At 43.1% G+C, this 17,973-nt stretch carries 18 protein-coding genes; 16 read left to right on the top strand and 2 right to left on the bottom strand.

What is annotated here, in order from left to right:
- The first annotated feature begins 38 nt into the window (after window positions 1–38).
- The gene (mnmE, locus tag AC2CZC_RS06350) at window positions 39–1,403 is read left to right on the top strand and encodes a tRNA uridine-5-carboxymethylaminomethyl(34) synthesis GTPase MnmE (RefSeq protein ID WP_484584226.1); all 1,365 of its coding nucleotides are present in this window, start codon (window positions 39–41) and stop codon (window positions 1,401–1,403) included.
- Between the two features lie 18 nt (window positions 1,404–1,421).
- Here mnmE and AC2CZC_RS06345 read toward each other — a convergent pair whose 3' ends face one another.
- Both AC2CZC_RS06345 and AC2CZC_RS06340 read right to left on the bottom strand, forming a co-directional pair.
- Window positions 1,422–1,826 (bottom strand): EamA family transporter, encoded by a 405-nt coding sequence (locus AC2CZC_RS06345; RefSeq protein ID WP_484584225.1) that lies wholly within the window; start codon window positions 1,824–1,826, stop codon window positions 1,422–1,424.
- Window positions 1,827–2,342 carry an EamA family transporter gene (locus tag AC2CZC_RS06340; protein WP_484584224.1) on the bottom strand — a complete coding sequence of 172 codons (516 nt, stop codon included), beginning with the start codon at window positions 2,340–2,342 and terminating at the stop codon, window positions 1,827–1,829. It abuts the gene before it with no gap.
- 833 nt (window positions 2,343–3,175) lie between these two features.
- On the opposite strand from AC2CZC_RS06340, the gene mioC reads away from it, so the two are divergent.
- The 15 genes from mioC (at window position 3,176) to AC2CZC_RS06265 (ending at window position 17,866) form a co-directional block, all read left to right on the top strand.
- Complete coding sequence (mioC, locus tag AC2CZC_RS06335) at window positions 3,176–3,622, top strand: FMN-binding protein MioC (RefSeq protein ID WP_484584223.1); 447 nt, start codon at window positions 3,176–3,178, stop codon at window positions 3,620–3,622.
- Window positions 3,623–4,037: 415 nt separating this feature from the next.
- Complete coding sequence (gene mnmG / locus AC2CZC_RS06330; RefSeq protein ID WP_284022801.1) at window positions 4,038–5,927, top strand: tRNA uridine-5-carboxymethylaminomethyl(34) synthesis enzyme MnmG; 1,890 nt, start codon at window positions 4,038–4,040, stop codon at window positions 5,925–5,927.
- Window positions 5,928–5,942: 15 nt separating this feature from the next.
- Window positions 5,943–6,563, top strand: a complete 621-nt coding sequence (gene rsmG / locus AC2CZC_RS06325; RefSeq protein ID WP_237138894.1) for a 16S rRNA (guanine(527)-N(7))-methyltransferase RsmG — start codon at window positions 5,943–5,945, stop codon at window positions 6,561–6,563.
- 13 nt (window positions 6,564–6,576) lie between these two features.
- Window positions 6,577–7,362: a ParA family protein gene (locus AC2CZC_RS06320; protein WP_484584222.1), complete on the top strand. Its 786-nt coding sequence runs from the start codon at window positions 6,577–6,579 to the stop codon at window positions 7,360–7,362.
- Window positions 7,363–7,377: 15 nt separating this feature from the next.
- On the top strand, window positions 7,378–8,322 hold the full coding sequence (locus AC2CZC_RS06315; protein ID WP_484584221.1) for a ParB/RepB/Spo0J family partition protein: 945 nt from the start codon (window positions 7,378–7,380) through the stop codon (window positions 8,320–8,322).
- A 138-nt stretch (window positions 8,323–8,460) separates the two neighbouring features.
- A complete protein-coding gene (locus AC2CZC_RS06310; protein WP_063360164.1) occupies window positions 8,461–8,841 on the top strand; it encodes an ATP synthase subunit I in 381 nt (126 codons plus the stop codon).
- Between the two features lie 15 nt (window positions 8,842–8,856).
- Window positions 8,857–9,717 (top strand): F0F1 ATP synthase subunit A, encoded by an 861-nt coding sequence (atpB, locus tag AC2CZC_RS06305; protein ID WP_063360165.1) that lies wholly within the window; start codon window positions 8,857–8,859, stop codon window positions 9,715–9,717.
- Between the two features lie 66 nt (window positions 9,718–9,783).
- Window positions 9,784–10,017 carry a F0F1 ATP synthase subunit C gene (gene atpE, locus AC2CZC_RS06300; RefSeq protein WP_023400939.1) on the top strand — a complete coding sequence of 78 codons (234 nt, stop codon included), beginning with the start codon at window positions 9,784–9,786 and terminating at the stop codon, window positions 10,015–10,017.
- 51 nt (window positions 10,018–10,068) lie between these two features.
- Complete coding sequence (gene atpF, locus AC2CZC_RS06295) at window positions 10,069–10,539, top strand: F0F1 ATP synthase subunit B (protein WP_046357200.1); 471 nt, start codon at window positions 10,069–10,071, stop codon at window positions 10,537–10,539.
- 16 nt (window positions 10,540–10,555) lie between these two features.
- The gene (gene atpH / locus AC2CZC_RS06290; protein WP_063360166.1) at window positions 10,556–11,089 is read left to right on the top strand and encodes a F0F1 ATP synthase subunit delta; all 534 of its coding nucleotides are present in this window, start codon (window positions 10,556–10,558) and stop codon (window positions 11,087–11,089) included.
- 14 nt (window positions 11,090–11,103) lie between these two features.
- Window positions 11,104–12,645 (top strand): F0F1 ATP synthase subunit alpha, encoded by a 1,542-nt coding sequence (gene atpA, locus AC2CZC_RS06285; protein ID WP_023400936.1) that lies wholly within the window; start codon window positions 11,104–11,106, stop codon window positions 12,643–12,645.
- Window positions 12,646–12,694: 49 nt separating this feature from the next.
- Window positions 12,695–13,555, top strand: coding sequence for a F0F1 ATP synthase subunit gamma (gene atpG, locus AC2CZC_RS06280; protein ID WP_039611157.1), 861 nt, complete (start codon window positions 12,695–12,697; stop codon window positions 13,553–13,555).
- Window positions 13,556–13,587: 32 nt separating this feature from the next.
- The gene (gene atpD, locus AC2CZC_RS06275) at window positions 13,588–14,973 is read left to right on the top strand and encodes a F0F1 ATP synthase subunit beta (RefSeq protein WP_023400934.1); all 1,386 of its coding nucleotides are present in this window, start codon (window positions 13,588–13,590) and stop codon (window positions 14,971–14,973) included.
- Between the two features lie 14 nt (window positions 14,974–14,987).
- On the top strand, window positions 14,988–15,404 hold the full coding sequence (locus tag AC2CZC_RS06270; protein WP_039611158.1) for a F0F1 ATP synthase subunit epsilon: 417 nt from the start codon (window positions 14,988–14,990) through the stop codon (window positions 15,402–15,404).
- Window positions 15,405–15,694: 290 nt separating this feature from the next.
- Window positions 15,695–17,866: a winged helix-turn-helix domain-containing protein gene (locus AC2CZC_RS06265; RefSeq protein ID WP_484584220.1), complete on the top strand. Its 2,172-nt coding sequence runs from the start codon at window positions 15,695–15,697 to the stop codon at window positions 17,864–17,866.
- Window positions 17,867–17,973 lie beyond the last annotated feature (107 nt).

Here is a 17,973-nt window from a genome sequence, read left to right as displayed (position 1 = left end):
AATTAAGCTCAGAATACACTCATTTAGCAAGAGCCATCATGATTGCACAAGATACAATAGCAGCTCAGGCAACCGCCCCAGGTCGTGGTGGTGTCGGCATCATCCGAATTTCAGGCACAGGTGCCAAACAAGTTGCTGAAAAAATATTAGGTAAATGCCCAAAAACGCGATATGCCGAGTACTTACCTTTTAATACCTTAGCTGGTGAACAGCTTGATCAAGGTATTGCGCTATTTTTCCAAGGCCCAAACTCTTTTACCGGCGAAGATGTGTTAGAACTACAAGGCCATGGTGGGCCAGTTGTCATTGACATGCTGCTCAAAGAAATCAGCCAAATTGACGGAGTAAGATTGGCAAAACCAGGTGAGTTTTCAGAACGTGCATTTATGAATGATAAGCTCGATCTCACCCAAGCTGAGGCCATTGCAGATCTCATCAATGCAACCAGTGAGCAAGCAGCGAAAAGCGCCCTGCACTCTTTACAAGGCGACTTTTCAAAGCACATCAATGTGCTGGTGGAACAAGTGATCCACTTACGTATGTATGTTGAAGCAGCCATTGATTTCCCAGACGAAGAAATCGACTTTTTATCTGATGGCAAAGTGTCTGGTGACTTACAAGCGATCATAGATCAGCTTGCTGAAGTCAGACAACAAGCCAAGCAAGGCAGCATTATGCGTGAAGGTATGCGTGTTGTTATCGCGGGTCGCCCAAACGCAGGGAAATCTTCACTACTCAATGCCTTAGCTGGTCGAGAAGCCGCGATTGTCACTGATATTGCAGGCACTACACGCGATGTTCTGCGAGAACATATTCATATTGATGGCATGCCACTGCATATTATTGATACCGCTGGACTGCGTGAGAGCCCAGATAAAGTCGAGCAAATTGGTATTGAGCGCGCATGGGAAGAGATCAGTGGTGCCGATCACGTGTTATTTATGGTCGATGGCACGGAGACGCTAGAGACAGATCCGCTCAAGATCTGGCCTGAGTTTATGGAGAAACTGCCAAAAGGCATGGATATCACCGTCATTCGCAACAAAATCGATCTATGCGGAGAACAACAAGGACTATGTCAGCAGGGCAACCACCCTGTTTTAAGACTCAGTGCACAGGCCAATGCCGGCGTTGATATACTCAGAGAGCACTTAAAAGCGTGTATCGGATTTACCGGTGCGAACGAAGGTGGCTTTATGGCTCGCCGCCGCCATTTAGATGCATTAGAGCGTGCTGCTGAACATTTAGAAATCGGTCAGACACAACTAGAAATGCATATCGCAGGCGAGATCTTAGCTGAAGAGCTGCGCTTAACGCAGCAATACCTTAATGAAATTACCGGTGAGTTCACCTCAGACGATCTACTCGGTAAGATATTCAGCTCATTCTGTATTGGTAAGTAACCAATCTCACATGTGCTCTTAGCGATGGCGTTTAAACACCGCAGACCAAGGGGCTGGCAATTTTGCCACCCACTTGGTGTATGCCTTGCTAAAAGTGGTTTTACCCAGCACCGAAATAGACAATCCCACTAAGATAATCCCTCCCCCAATTAGCTCGACTTTATTTAGTTTTTCACCCAGCAACAAATTCGCACCAATAACCCCAACCACAGGGAGAAGTAATGCAAAAGGTGCAACGCTCGCACTCGGGTAATTCACCATCAACCATCCCCAAAATGCAAATACCACTAGTGTAGAGATATAACCCACATACATGAGAGAGAACCAAGTTTGATCTGTCATAGCTAACAATAAGGTAATTGGATCATTGCTTTCATATAAATAAGACAGTGCGAAAAGAGGAACTGGCGGAATAAGACTCACCTATACCATAAAATGCAACAAGTTAACCTTACCTGCATACTTTATAGCAATATTGGCCATCGACCAGAAAACGGCAGCCCCCAACAACAGCACAACGCCAAACAAGGTCGCACTACCGCCTGATGCAACAAAAAAGAGAGAAAAGCCACTGCAAGCGATAATAATGCCTAACAATTGAAAGCCATTTAAACGCTCACGAAACAAAAGAACACTCAGGATCACTGTAAAGATAACTTGAGCTTGAAGTAACAGTGAAGATATTCCAGCCGATGCATCGGACTGCATAGCAATAAACAGCAGACTAAATTTCATCACGCCTAAAAATAAACCAACAAGTATGACATGATAGACAGGTGTCTTTGGGAAAGGCACAAAGAAAACAGCAGGTGCAGCACAAATAAGAAAGCGCATACCGGAAAATAAAAAAGGCGGTAACTGCTCTAAGCCTAATTTAATGGCAGAAAAATTAACTCCCCAAATAAAGACAACCAATAAAGCGATTACAACACTTTTCATATCCACCAATACCACCACATCCGTTGCACAGCAAACTGATTCAAATTGTACCGCTAGTGTTTTAACGAAATCACACAGTGAGCAAAATAGCAATTGGTTAATAGGCCAAATCTATACGGAGCTACACAGATTTGTAATGACATTCGATCATCGTAAACTCGAAAATTATCTAAAAAGCCTGCTTTTACTGGTTATAACTCAACCAACATCCAATTTGATAGACAAAAGATGATCATTCTCTACTCACACACCAAAAAGCAGCTTAGGTGCACCAGTGTCGTTATAACATGCCCACCTTATCACTGAAATAGACTGTCAGCATGCAAAATAGTATCGGACATAATGAAAATGATTATATGCTGATACACACCATAAATGACGGAAAAGATAGAAATCTATCACTTCAATACATGAATACCCTGTCAAAATAAGGGGATCTCACCGACAAATAAAACTTTTTTAGAATATTTACTTATATTGATCTAATTTTATAGATCTAAAAAAGTAGATCACCGAAGGCGATAAGATCGTTATCCATGGGATAATTATCCACACCCGCTAAAATGAGACTGTTTTTTGTGCATCAGCCTATTAACCAAGCATACCAACACCTCATTGCCACACTGATTACCCCCTGTTTATCCACAAAAATTAAGCCACAAAGCACCAAGGAATAATTTATTAAGTCATTATTAATCAATGGTATATATAAAACAACTCACAATAGGACACAAATCACACTGAAAAATTTTATCCCAAGACTTAAGTAACACTTTACTTCTGATCAATCCACATTAATATGGCCAGCATACAAGATTAAAAAACGAATCATAATGCGCAATATTGAGATCATTATCGGTAGCCAAATGGGCTCTGCTGAATACGTCGCAGAACAATTAGCTGAAGATCTAAGTACACGATCTTTCAACTGTAATTTACATGAACAGCCTGATTTATCAGAGTGTAATAGCCATACATGGTTGCTTGTCACCTCTACATATGGCGCAGGTGATTACCCAGAGAATCTATTGCCCTTTATCTCACAGCTGACTGAAGCGTCAGATCTAAGCCATATCAGCTTTGCAATTATAGGTATTGGTGACTCCAGTTATGACACTTATAACTATGCGGCAACAAACAGTGAAAAGCTGCTGGTGGAGAAAGGTGCGCAAATACTGATCCCCACACTGAAAATTGATGTGTTAGATGAAGCATTGCCTGAAGATACGGCACTGGCATGGCTGCCTCAATTAAGTGAGGTGATAGAGAAGAATATATAAAGATCAGTTCTACATAACTTATCCACAAATTTTGTTATTTTAAACACCATATGTGGATAACCTTTGATCTAACTGCTGATCTAGTATTACTTATCCATTGGATAAATTTAATCGGATTTGTGCCTGTGTATAAATAGCCTTTTTGATCAAAGCTTATACGCCCTTAGATCCGATCTAATTCACACTATATGATCCGACCTAAGCTTATGGATCATAATAGGAATATAACCTTATACACAGATCTGGCTCTGCTTAAATATAAGATCAATAAAGATCTTTAAAAAGATCCTTATATATATTTAAGTGATCCATTTTGAGTTCAGGTTAAAATTTAATCGTTTCACTTCTGCGTTTTTCTAGGTAGAATACGCACCCTTTCGAAATTTGCTGGTTGTTTTTAAGTAGGATCCCGTAAATGATTTATCATGAACATTTTGACGTAATCGTGGTTGGTGGCGGTCATGCTGGTACTGAAGCTGCATTAGCTGCAGCTCGTATGGGTATGAATACCTTATTGTTAACTCACAATATGGACACTTTAGGCCAAATGTCTTGTAACCCAGCGATCGGCGGGATCGGTAAAGGGCATCTTGTTAAAGAAATTGATGCACTAGGTGGTGCGATGGCTCAAGCCATTGATAAGGGCGGGATCCAATTTAGAACTCTGAATTCATCTAAAGGTCCTGCGGTAAGAGCAACTAGAGCACAGGCCGATCGCGCATTGTATAAAGCGGCGATCCAAGATACTTTACAAAATCAGGAAAACTTGAAAATTTTCCAGCAAAGCTGTGATGATCTCATTGTTGAACAAGATCAAGTAAAAGGCGTAGTTACCCAAATGGGGCTACGTTTTAGTGCCCAATCAGTTGTTTTAACTGTAGGCACATTCTTAGGTGGGCAAATTCACATTGGCCTTGAAAATTACAAAGGCGGAAGAGCAGGGGATCCACCTTCAATCGCGTTAGCGCATCGATTACGTGAATTACCATTTCGTGTAGATCGACTAAAAACCGGCACTCCTCCACGAATTGATGCAAGAACGGTTGATTTTTCAGTGATGCAAGAGCAACCGGGTGATACACCAACCCCGGTGTTTTCATTTTTAGGTAAGCAATCTGATCACCCACAGCAGATCCCGTGTTATATCACTTACACAAATGAAAAAACACATGATGTGATCCGTGAAAATCTGCACAGATCACCAATGTATGCAGGTGTGATCGAAGGGATTGGACCGAGATATTGTCCGTCTATTGAAGATAAAATAGTACGTTTTGCAGACAAAGAAAAACATCAGATTTTTGTTGAACCTGAAGGGCTAACGTCCTATGAGTTATACCCGAATGGTATTTCCACCAGCTTACCTTTTGATATCCAATTAGATATCGTGAGATCAATTAAAGGATTCGAAAACGCACATATTTGCCGTCCAGGTTATGCGATTGAATATGATTTCTTCGATCCAAGAGACTTAAAACAGTCTTTAGAGACCAAATTTATTAATGGTTTATTTTTCGCAGGTCAAATTAACGGCACTACGGGTTACGAAGAAGCCGGTGCACAAGGCTTGATTGCGGGTATGAATGCCGCATTACAAGTGAAAGGTGAAGATGCTTGGACGCCGCGCCGAGATGAAGCATACACAGGCGTTTTAATTGATGACCTTGCTACTTTAGGTACAAAAGAACCGTATCGTATGTTTACTAGCCGTGCAGAATACCGTTTGTTATTACGTGAAGACAATGCTGATTTGCGCTTGACTGAAAAAGGCCGTGAACTAGGCTTGGTCAATGATGAACGTTGGGCCGCTTACAATGATAAGTTGGAAGTCATGGAGCAAGAGTCACAACGTTTACGTTCGACTTGGATCCACAAAGATCACGAAGCATTAGATCAAGTCAATGCGTTGCTTAAATCGCCACTAACCAGAGAGGCAAGTTTAGAGGATCTGATCCGTCGACCTGAGGTCAGCTATCGCGAACTGATGACGATCGATGGCTTGGCCAGTGAGCACGAAAATTGGCAAGCATTAGAACAGGTTGAAATTCAAACCAAGTATGCAGGTTACATTGCGCGTCAACAAGATGAGATAAATAAACAGCTTCGCCATGAGGAAACTTTACTGCCAGCTGAGTTTGATTATAGCCAAGTAAGTGGCTTGTCAAATGAAGTTGTGGCTAAGCTCACTGATGCGCGTCCGCAAACGATTGGTCAAGCTTCACGTATTTCTGGTATCACCCCAGCGGCTATTTCGCTATTATTAGTGTATCTGAAAAAGCAAGGGCTGTTGCGCAAGTCGGCGTAACAGCGATGGAAAACTGTGTTACTAGAACAACTCAATGCTTTGTTAGCTGAAACGGAGATTTCGCTGACCGAAAATCAAAAACAGCAGCTTGTCGATTATGTCGGGCTGCTCGACAAATGGAATAAAGCTTACAACCTAACTTCAGTACGTGATCCAAAAGAGATGATGGTAAAACACATCTTGGACTCGCTTGTGGTTGCCCCGCATCTTAATGGCAAACACTATATCGATGTTGGTACAGGCCCTGGATTACCGGGTATCGTCTTAGCGATAGCCTTGCCGGACACCGAATTTGTACTGTTGGATAGCCTCGGAAAAAGAGTACGTTTTTTAACCCAAGTAAAACATGCGCTTGGATTAAAAAATGTCACCCCAGTCCAGTCACGTGTTGAAGAATATCAGCCAAGTGTTAAATTAGACGGTGTGTTGAGTCGTGCGTTTGCATCACTGCAGGATATGGTCCAATGGTGTACGCATTTAATTGACTCTTCGGGACGATTCGTTGCACTGAAAGGAATGTATCCGCAAGAAGAATTGGACAGTCTGCCTGAAGGTATTTCTTTGGAGCAAAATGTCACCTTGCAGGTACCCAATCTTGAAGGTGAGCGCCATTTAATTATTCTTACTAAAGACTAAACTCGAGGATACTGTGGCTAAAGTCATTGCAATTGCAAACCAAAAGGGTGGTGTTGGCAAAACAACCACTGCGGTGAACCTTGCTGCCTCGATGGCGGCAACCAAAAGAAAAGTACTGCTGATAGATTTAGACCCGCAGGGCAATGCGACAATGGGCAGTGGTGTTGATAAATATGGTGAAGTAGCTACCATCTACGATTTACTCATTGAAGAAACGCCGATTAAAGAGGTTATCTGCACAGACACATCTGGTGAATATCATTTAATTGCAGCCAATGGCGATGTGACGGCTGCAGAAGTCAAATTGATGGAACTGTTTGCCCGCGAAGTACGCCTGCGTAATGCCATTGAATCAGTGCAAGATGAGTACGAATTTATTTTCATTGATTGCCCGCCGTCTTTGAATATGTTGACCGTTAATGCGATGGCTGCGGCTGACTCCGTCATGGTACCGATGCAGTGCGAATACTACGCGCTTGAAGGTTTGACTGCATTAATGGATACAATCACGCAATTATCAAAACTGGTAAACCCTGAACTGCAAATTGAAGGGATCTTGCGTACTATGTATGATCCTCGTAACCGATTGGCAAACGATGTTTCTGAGCAGCTTAAACAGCACTTTGGCGAGAAAGTATACCGAACGGTGATCCCGCGCAATGTACGTTTGGCTGAAGCGCCAAGTTTTGGCGCACCTGCAATGTATTATGATCGCGCATCAAGTGGTGCAAAAGCGTATCTTGCATTAGCGGGAGAAATGTTGCGTCGTCAAGAAAAACAAGCCGCTGCTGTAGCATAAGAGGATAATAACAAGATGTCGGTGAAAAAAAGAGGATTAGGGCGTGGTTTAGATGCATTGTTAAGCTCTGCAAAACCACCTGCGGGGGCAACACAATCAGAGGCACCTAAAGCCCCTGACGTTGAGGCTTCATCAGCACCTGTTAGCCAACCATCTGAAACATCTGAGCAAGAATTACAGCGATTACCGATTGAGTTTCTAAAGCGTGGCAAATATCAACCACGTAAAGATATGTCAGAAGAGGCACTGGAAGAATTAGCGAATTCTATTCGTGCACAGGGCGTATTACAGCCAATCGTTGTGCGGCAATTGGCAGCTGAGCAATATGAAATCATTGCGGGTGAGCGCCGTTGGCGTGCATCACAACTTGCGGGTTTAGATGTGGTGCCCTGTATCATTAAAGATGTTGAAGATGATGCGGCGGTTGCCATTGCACTGATTGAAAACATTCAGCGTGAAGATCTCAATGCCATGGAAGAAGCGGTTGCCTTAGATCGTTTGCTCAATGAATTTGATTTAACCCACCAGCAAGTCGCGGACGCTGTCGGCAAATCGCGTACAACCGTGACTAATTTGTTACGTTTAATCAATCTCAATGATGATGTGAAAATCTTGTTAGAACATGGTGATATTGAAATGGGCCATGCTAGGTGTCTATTGTCGCTACAAGGTGAAGCACAATCAGAAGCTGCTCGTACTGCTGTAGCAAAAGGCCTGACAGTACGTGAAACTGAGAAATTGGTTCGCGCTATGCAAGAACCGGTGGTTAAAAAAGAAACTAAAGAAAAAGACCCAGATGTCAAACTGTTAGAACAGCAGCTCGCAGAAAATTTGGGCGCAAAAGTCGAGATAAACTACAATCAAAAAGGCAAAGGGAAATTGGTTATTTCTTACGCTGATCTTGATGAATTAGACGGTATTCTTGGGCGGATCCACCCAGATTTACAACAACCCTCCTAAAGGTCAAAATTGCGACGAAATGAGCGCTTAAATTATGCTGCATTTCGTCGCGTCAAGTTGCAAATTGAGCAGAAATCAGTATAATTTCGCCAGTTTTTATACCCTGATAAATTTTAGCGTCATTAAGGTTAATATAAAGTGACTCATTCGTTAGCTGGCCCGTATAGACGCGCCGCATTAAAAGGTGTCTTGCTTCAGGGTATCGTAGCATTAGTAGCTGCAGTAATAGTTTTAGTAGGTTGGGGAGCCCATGCAAGCCTGTCAGCATTGGTTGGCGGACTCGCAATTGTGTTTCCGAACCTAGTATTTGCCTTGTATTCATTTCGATTTGTCGGAGCGAGCAAAGCAAATCAAGTGTATGACTCGTTAAAACGAGGCAAAGGATTAAAATTTTTGCTAACCATTTGCATATTTGCACTGGCGTTTAAACATTTGAGTGTCATGGCGTTGCCATTTTTCTGTTGTTACATACTAGTGATGTTTTCGCAGTGGCTAGCACCGATTTTTTTTAATCATTAACTTTTGGGATAAAACATGGCTGCAGAAGAAGTTACTCTATCAAGCCATATTCAGCACCACTTGACCAATGCCAAGATGTGCTCGACCGATGCCGGTCTTGCCTTCAATAAAGCATGTGCGGATAGTGGATTCTGGACATGGCACATAGATACCCTCGCATGGTCAATCGGTTTAGGTCTGGTTTTTTTATGGATCTTCCGAAGCGCCGCTAAAAAATCCACTACTGGTGTACCTGGCAAATTTCAGTGCTTTATTGAGATGATTGTTGAGTTCGTTGGCGACAACGTACGCGATACTTATCACGGTAACAGCAAGTTAATTGCTCCACTGGCCCTAACAATCTTTGTTTGGGTGTTCTTAATGAACTTAATGGACTTGATTCCTGTTGATTTCCTACCTGCATTTGCTGGCTTTGTTGGCGAAACTGCATTTGGTATGGACTCACACGATGTATACATGAAAATTGTACCGACAACTGACTTAAATATGACGGCTGCATTAGCAATCGGTGTATTCCTTCTGATGATCGGTTATTCAATTAAAATCAAAGGCATCGGTGGTTTTATTGCTGAGCTAACGCTTCACCCGTTCAGCACTAAAAACAAGCTTGGTATGGTTTTCCTTATCCCTTGTAACTTGTTACTTGAAACTATCGCGTTGTTTGCTAAGCCTTTCTCGCTAGCACTACGTTTGTTCGGTAACTTGTACGCGGGTGAGATGATCTTCATCTTGATCGGTGCAATCGGCTTGATGCAGTTACCACTGCACTTTATCTGGGCGGCTTTCCACATCTTAGTTATCGTTCTACAGGCATTCGTATTTATGATGCTTACGATCGTATACCTGAGCATGGCAAGTGCTAAAGATAGCCACTAAGAATATAATTTTTAAAAGATTTTTTAACTTTAACTTTAATTTACAAATGAAACTTTGGAGAAAAAAATGGAACTAGTATTAGGTCTTAAGCTTATCGCTGTTGCTTTACTTATCGGCTTCGGTGCAATCGGTACTGCTATCGGCTTCGGTAACATGGGTGGTAAATTCCTAGAAGCATGTGCTCGTCAGCCTGAGCTTGCGCCTTCACTACAAGTTAAAATGTTCATCCTAGCTGGTCTAATCGATGCGGTAGCGATGATCGGTGTTGGTATCGCTATGTACATGTTGTTCGCGCTTTAATTTTTAAGACAATAGCTGAATCGAACAACTGTCAAGTAAGGAGGAGCGGTCGTGAACTTAAACGCCACTCTAATAGGTGAATTAATTGCATTTACGGTGTTCGTACTTTTCTGTATGAAGTACGTATGGCCACCGCTAAATGGTGCAATTGAAGCTCGCCAGAAGAAAATTGAAGATGGTTTAGCTGCCTCTGATAAAGCTGAAAAAGATCTTGAGCAAGCGCGTGAACAAGCTGCTGAGCAGCTTAAAGAAGCAAAGACTCAAGCGGCTGAAATCATTGAGCAAGCTAAAAAGCGTGCTGCGCTTATCGTTGACGAAGAGACAACTCGTGGTCAACAAGAGCGTGAGAAGATTATTGCTCAAGGACACTCTGATATCGAAACAGAGCGTAACCGCGTAAAAGAAGAGCTACGTACTCAAGTAGCAACTCTTGCCGTGGTTGGCGCTGAAAAGATTTTAGAGCGTGAAATCAATCAAGACGCACATAGCGATATCGTTGATAAGCTAGTTGCTGAGCTTTAATTAGGAGGGTATGAGCATGTCTGAATTGACTACTATCGCTCGCCCATACGCTAAAGCGGCTTTTGAACTTGCTGTTGAAAAAGGCACAGTTGAAGCTTGGAATGAAATGCTGTTCTTCGCCGGTCAAGTGACCAGCGATGAACAGGTTCAGACACTACTAGGTAGCCTTGCTACTCAAGCAGAGCAGTCTGAAATCATCATCAAGCTATGTGCTGAACAACTCGACGAGCAAGGTCAAAATCTTATCAAGCTGATGGCCGAAAATGAGCGTTTATCTGCAGTCCCTGCAGTTGCTGATTTATTCGCTGAATTTAAAGCGGATTATGACAAAGAGATCGACGTTACTGTGGTTTCTGCAACTGAACTTGCTCAAGAGCAGCAAGATAAATTGGGCGCTGCGTTAGAAAAACGTTTCGCACGCAAAGTTAAGCTGAATTGTAGCATCGATGAAACCGTAGTAAGCGGTTTGGTTATTAAGGCTGGCGATACCGTAATTGACGGTAGCGTACGCGGTAAATTAGACCGCTTAGCAGTGTCGCTACAATCGTAATTGGGAAAAAGAGCATGCAACTTAATTCCACAGAAATTTCTGCACTGATCAAGCAGCGTATTGAGCAGTTTGAAGTTGTAAGTGAAGCACGTAACGAAGGTACTATCGTATCTGTTACTGATGGTATCATCCGCATCCACGGTCTAGCTGACTGTATGCAAGGTGAGATGATCGAGCTTCCTGGCAACCGTTATGCTATCGCACTAAACCTTGAGCGCGACTCAGTAGGTGCAGTAGTAATGGGTCCTTACGCAGACCTTAAAGAAGGCGTAAAAGTACAATCTACAGGTCGTATCCTTGAAGTACCAGTAGGCCGTGGTCTACTAGGTCGTGTTGTTAACACACTAGGTGCACCAATCGATGGTAAAGGTGCACTAGACAACGATGGTTTCGAACCTGTTGAAAAAATTGCACCAGGTGTAATCGAGCGTCAATCAGTAGATGAGCCAGTACAAACTGGTTATAAGTCTATCGATGCGATGATCCCAGTTGGTCGTGGTCAGCGTGAGCTAGTTATCGGTGACCGTCAGACTGGTAAAACTGCACTTGCAATCGATGCAATCATCAACCAAAAAGACACAGGCGTTAAGTGTGTGTACGTAGCGGTTGGTCAAAAAGCATCTACTATCGCAAACGTAGTACGTAAATTAGAAGAGCACGGTGCACTTGAAAACACTATCGTTGTTGTTGCATCTGCTTCTGAATCAGCAGCGCTACAATACCTAGCGCCATTTGCTGGTTGTACTATGGGTGAATACTTCCGTGACCGCGGTGAAGACGCACTAATCGTATATGATGATCTTTCTAAGCAAGCTGTTGCTTACCGTCAGATCTCACTACTACTTAAGCGTCCACCAGGCCGTGAAGCATACCCAGGTGACGTATTCTACCTTCACTCACGTCTTCTAGAGCGTGCATCACGTGTAAACGCTGATTACGTTGAGAAGTTCACTAACGGTGAAGTGAAAGGTAAAACAGGTTCATTGACGGCATTGCCAATCATTGAAACTCAAGGTGGTGACGTTTCTGCATTCGTACCTACTAACGTTATCTCAATCACCGATGGTCAGATCTTCCTAGAAACTGACTTATTCAACGCAGGTATCCGTCCAGCTGTTAACGCTGGTATCTCGGTATCTCGTGTAGGTGGTGCAGCGCAAACTAAAATCGTTAAGAAACTAGGTGGTGGTATCCGTCTAGCGCTAGCTCAGTACCGTGAACTAGCGGCGTTCTCTCAGTTCGCTTCTGACCTTGACGATGCAACGCGTGCACAGCTTGAGCACGGTGAGCGTGTAACAGAGCTAATGAAGCAGAAGCAATATGCACCTATGTCTGTTGCTGAAATGTCTCTGTCTCTATTTGCTGCTGAGAAAGGCTTCCTACAAGACATCGAAATCAACAAGATTGGTGATTTCGAAGAAGGCCTAATTGGTTTCGCAAACAGCACATACGCAGCGCTGATGACTCAAATCAACGAAACTGGTAACTACAATGCTGAGATTGAAGCGCAACTTAAAGAACTTCTAGAGAAGTTCAAGTCGACGCAAACTTGGTAATTTAGTTATTCATGGTGACTTCGGTCACCACTGATTCGGAGAGAGAGTCATGGCCAGCGGAAAAGAGATAAAAAGCAAGATCGGGAGTATTAAGAATACTCAGAAGATCACCAGCGCGATGGAAATGGTTGCCGCTTCTAAAATGAAGAAGGCACAAGACCGTGTGGCATCAAGCCGTCCATACGCTGAGAACTTACGCAAAGTGATCGGTCGTATTGCTCAAGCAAATCTTGACTTCAACCATCCGTTCCTAGAGGAACGTGATGTGAAGCGAGTTGGTTACATTGTTATCTCAACTGACCGTGGTCTGTGTGGTGGTTTGAACTCAAATGAGTTTAAGAAGATCACATTAGACGTTAAGGCGTGGAAAGAAAAAGGCGTTGATGCCGAATTTGCTACTTTAGGTAGCAAGGCAGCTGGTTTCTTCCAACGTTTTGGCGGTGAGTTACTCGCTAAAAAAGCGGGTCTTGGAGATGCTCCTTCAGTACAGGACGTAGTAGGTCCAGTTAAAGTAATGTTAGATGCATTTACTGAAGGCAAAATTGACCGCTTGTTCGTTGTGTACAACAAATTTGTGAACACAATGAAGCAAGAGCCAACGATCGAACAGTTATTACCTTTGCCAAAAGCTGAAGAAGAAGTATCAGCCCACGCTTGGGATTACTTATATGAGCCGAGCCCAGAAGCGATCTTAGAGACGCTACTGGTACGTTTCATTGAGTCACAGGTGTACCAGGGTGTAGTAGAAAATGCTGCATCTGAACAGGCTGCCCGTATGGTTGCGATGAAAGCCGCAACTGATAACGCAGGCGACCTAATGGATGAGCTGCAACTTGTTTACAACAAAGCACGTCAGGCTGCAATCACACAAGAAATCAGTGAGATTGTTGGCGGTTCGGCTGCTGTATAACGCTTCGGCAAAGTTTAACGAGAGGAATAGACATGAGTTTAGGTAAGGTCGTCCAAATTATCGGCGCCGTTGTGGACATCGAGTTCCCACAAGACAACGTGCCAGCCGTATATGACGCACTAAAAGTTACAGAAGGCGACCTAGCTGGTTTGACACTAGAAGTGCAACAGCAGTTAGGTGGCGGTGTGGTACGTGGTATCGCACTTGGTACTACAGACGGTCTACGTCGTGGTATCTCAGTAGAAGGCACAGGCGAGCCAATCAAGGTTCCAGTTGGTACAAAGACCCTAGGTCGTATCATGGACGTATTAGGTCAGCCTATTGATGAAGCAGGTCCAATTGGTGAAGAAGAGCGTATGTCAATTCACCGTGCTGCGCCTTCATACGAAGATCAATCAAGTTCAGTTGAGCTACTAGAAACAGGTATCAAGGTAATCGACCTTGTATGTCCGTTCGCAAAAGGTGGTAAAGTTGGTCTATTCGGTGGTGCCGGTGTTGGTAAAACCGTAAACATGATGGAACTTATCCGTAACATCGCAATCGAGCACAGCGGTTACTCTGTATTCGCAGGTGTTGGTGAGCGTACGCGTGAGGGTAATGACTTCTACCATGAGATGAACGACTCAAACGTACTAGACAAAGTATCGCTAGTATACGGTCAGATGAACGAGCCACCGGGTAACCGTCTACGTGTTGCACTAACGGGTCTAACGATGGCTGAGAAGTTCCGTGACGAAGGTCGTGACGTACTTTTCTTCGTAGATAACATCTACCGTTACACGCTTGCAGGTACTGAGGTATCAGCACTACTAGGTCGTATGCCTTCAGCGGTAGGTTACCAGCCAACTCTTGCAGAAGAGATGGGTGTACTACAGGAGCGTATCGCATCGACTAAGACTGGTTCAATCACTTCAATCCAAGCGGTATACGTACCTGCGGATGACTTGACTGACCCGTCACCAGCTACAACGTTCGCGCACTTAGATGCAACAGTTGTACTTTCACGTGACATCGCGTCTCTAGGTATCTACCCTGCGGTAGACCCACTAGATTCAACTTCACGTCAGCTTGACCCTCAAGTAATCGGTAACGAGCACTATGAGACAGCACGTGGCGTTCAGACTGTACTTCAGCGTTATAAAGAGCTGAAAGACATCATCGCGATCCTAGGTATGGACGAGCTATCTGACGAAGATAAGCAAGTTGTATCTCGTGCACGTAAAATCCAGCGTTTCCTATCTCAGCCGTTCTTCGTTGCTGAGGTATTCACAGGTGCACCTGGTAAATACGTATCTCTTAAAGACACAATCTCTGGCTTTAAGGGCATCCTAAACGGTGATTACGATGATATGCCTGAGCAGGCATTCTACATGGTTGGCTCAATCGACGAAGCAGTTGATAAAGCTAAAAACATGTAATTTAGGAGGTTGTTATGGCAATGACAGTACACCTTGATGTAGTAAGTGCAGAGCAGAATTTATTCTCTGGTGCTGTGGCTACAATTCAAGTGACAGGTAGTGAAGGTGAACTTGGTATTCACCCTGGCCACGCGCCACTCCTGACTGGCCTAAAGCCTGGTATGGTACGTTTGGTTAAAGAAGATGGTGCTGAAGAGTTCATCTACGTTGCAGGCGGTACGCTTGAAGTTCAACCTAAGACAGTAACTGTTCTAGCGGACGTTGCTATTCGTGGTGAAGAACTTGACGAGCAGGCTGCTGAAGAAGCTAAACGTGAAGCTGAAGCACAGCTTGCTTCAGGTACTGCAAGCGAGCTGGATTACCAGCGTGCCGCTATGCAGCTTGAAGAAGCGCTTGCCCAGCTACGACTACTTCGCCAGCTGCGTAAATAAGCAGCCACCTATCTGGTTTGAAACCCACATGCTGACAAGCATGTGGGTTTTTTTATATCTGTTGCTTTATCTACATTATTTATTACAGTGTTTTGGTTAATTTTGGTAAGTGATCACAGATACATTGAGAAGTTGATGCATGTATTGTGAATAAAAAACGAACCGGTAACTTATTACTTTTTAACACAATCCTCTCGTACCAGTTACATCTATTCATATATTCGCTTGAGTAAAACATGGCTTTGAGTAAAATGGGTATTCGTTAGCAGCCTACTCGTTTAATACTCACCATGAATGAAGTAAAATTTTCTAGGCAAGTAAAGGAAGTCAAATTTGGCGAATGGGTGCTTGATCCTAAGCGCCAATGTATTTGTGATGGTGACACTACTCGTGAGTTGGAACCGTTATTATTTCGCTTATTGTGCTATTTGATAATTAACAATGAGCAAATTATTACGCGGCAAGACTTGGTAGACGATGTATGGAGCCAGAATTATGTTGATGATAATGCGATTAATCGTGCCATGTCGGAGTTGCGAAAGATTTTGAAATCTGACAAACAACGCGGCATTGTCGTAAAAACGCATTATCGTAAAGGGTATAGTTTTTTTCTTGAACCTGAAATCATATACTATTCTGATAAGCCCACCCAAACTCACTCAGATTCTCATTCAGGCAGTGTCTCTGCAAGCATACCACCAGTCTCTAAAATTGAACCCACCAGTGATAGTGAAAGGGCGCCTAGTCGTTTTACATGGTTATTTAAAGGGGCTGCACTGTGCTGTGTTGTTGGGCTAACTGTCGCGGCAGGAATAAAGCTTGGTGTTGATGAGCAAGAAACAATCACGCCCAGTATCGTTACTCAAGATCAACCTATAAGGGAACACGTTCTGTCATGGGTGCAAGGCCGCTATACTTTACTTAATCTATCTCCTAATGATGCCATGGTGGCCTATTCCTTTATAAAACGCGATACTAACTATTATTCATTGGTGGTCAAAAACCTAAAAAGTGGCCACGAGCGCAGGTTGGGTGAGCAAGGCGTCAACTATTACCCGGTAGGGTGGTCGGTGGACTCCAATACCATTTATTACAGAATAGTGGATGGTGATAAGTGCCAAGTGTGGCAATTAAATGCGGACTTTAACTCAGGCAGTGAGTACTTATTTGACTGTAAAATAAATAGTATGACAGGTGGCGAGATTAATCAGGGGCGCCTTGTTTATGCTAAAAGTGGCTATCGCAATAGGGATGAATTATCTGCATTAACTAACCGGGATTTGGCTACTGGAGAGGAGTTTCAAATTACTTCTCCAAATTTGAACTCCTATGGCGATCGCTTTTTAACTTATATTCCAGAAAAAGAAATTATCTTGTTTGAGCGACGTCAGTACGATACCAATGAACTGTATATGACGGATCCTGATGGGGGAAATCAGGTTAAAATTTATGATTCACCATCGCGTATTTGGGGGCTCAACTATGACGAAAAGACGGAACAGTTAGTATGGTTCAACAATATTGAGAATGTTGTTTATGGCTTTTCTCTTAGTGAAATGCGTTTAGTAAAAGCGCAGAAATTGTTGACTGATCAGTCTTATGCAAATTATGAGATACTCAATAGCCGCGATTTATTAATGACAAGTTATCCATTCGTATTAGATATCTATAGCTTAAATACACAAGGTAGCGCGCTTGAGCCACTCATTAATAGCAAGCGCGAAGACACCAAAGCGGTAGAAGTCCCTGAAGGGTTTTTGTTCTTAACACGTTTAGGTGATGTACAACAAATACATCAAATGAGCCGTGATGGCAAAGTTAAACTTCTGGGTTTACCAAATGCAAAATATAAGGCGTTGCGCTACAACCAGGCAACGAATGAGATATTGGTTCAATATGCGCGTAAAATTGAAGTGTATAGCCTAAGTGATTTATCTCTAACTATGTCAAAGTCTGTCGATGGCACACTGGTATCAGTAGAGTATTTAAGTGATGAAGAAATTAGCTATACCGTGATTGATGAGCAGAAGGTCAATAGCAGTGCATACGTGTGGTCTAGCGTGGACGGGCATGTGAGAAAACTTCCAATGCAAAGTACATTGTGGTTGGATCGTCTAGATGAAGATACGCTTATTACGCTCTCCTCTAACGACATTATTTCAGCATTTGATTTGCTCAGTGGTGAGGTGATCCATCGCGTGGAATTGCTTCCTGCAAAATATAAGCATTCGGTTGCTATTTTAGACGGGACTGTCTATCACTCAAATGGCAAGCGCATTTTTAAAATTGACTTTTCGTCGGATGTGCCAATTAAGACAATTTACACAGTCGATGACCCTAAACTATTTATAGAGCAAATACGAGGTTCTAAATCAGGTCAACTGATCGCCGATATTATAAAGACTGTAGACAATCAATTGCTAAAAGTGTCGATGATAAACTCAAACAAAGGTCTTAATTAGCTTGGATAGCTCGGCCTTTGTGTGATGGGGTTCCACGGTACTTTATCGCGAATATCTCTTTGAAGGTCTGCTTAGGGCGGCCTTCGGGATGAATTGATTTACTGACC

It is taken from the genome of Pseudoalteromonas sp. MMG033 (assembly GCF_057197785.1).
This window is presented reverse-complemented; position numbering and strand designations above follow the sequence as displayed.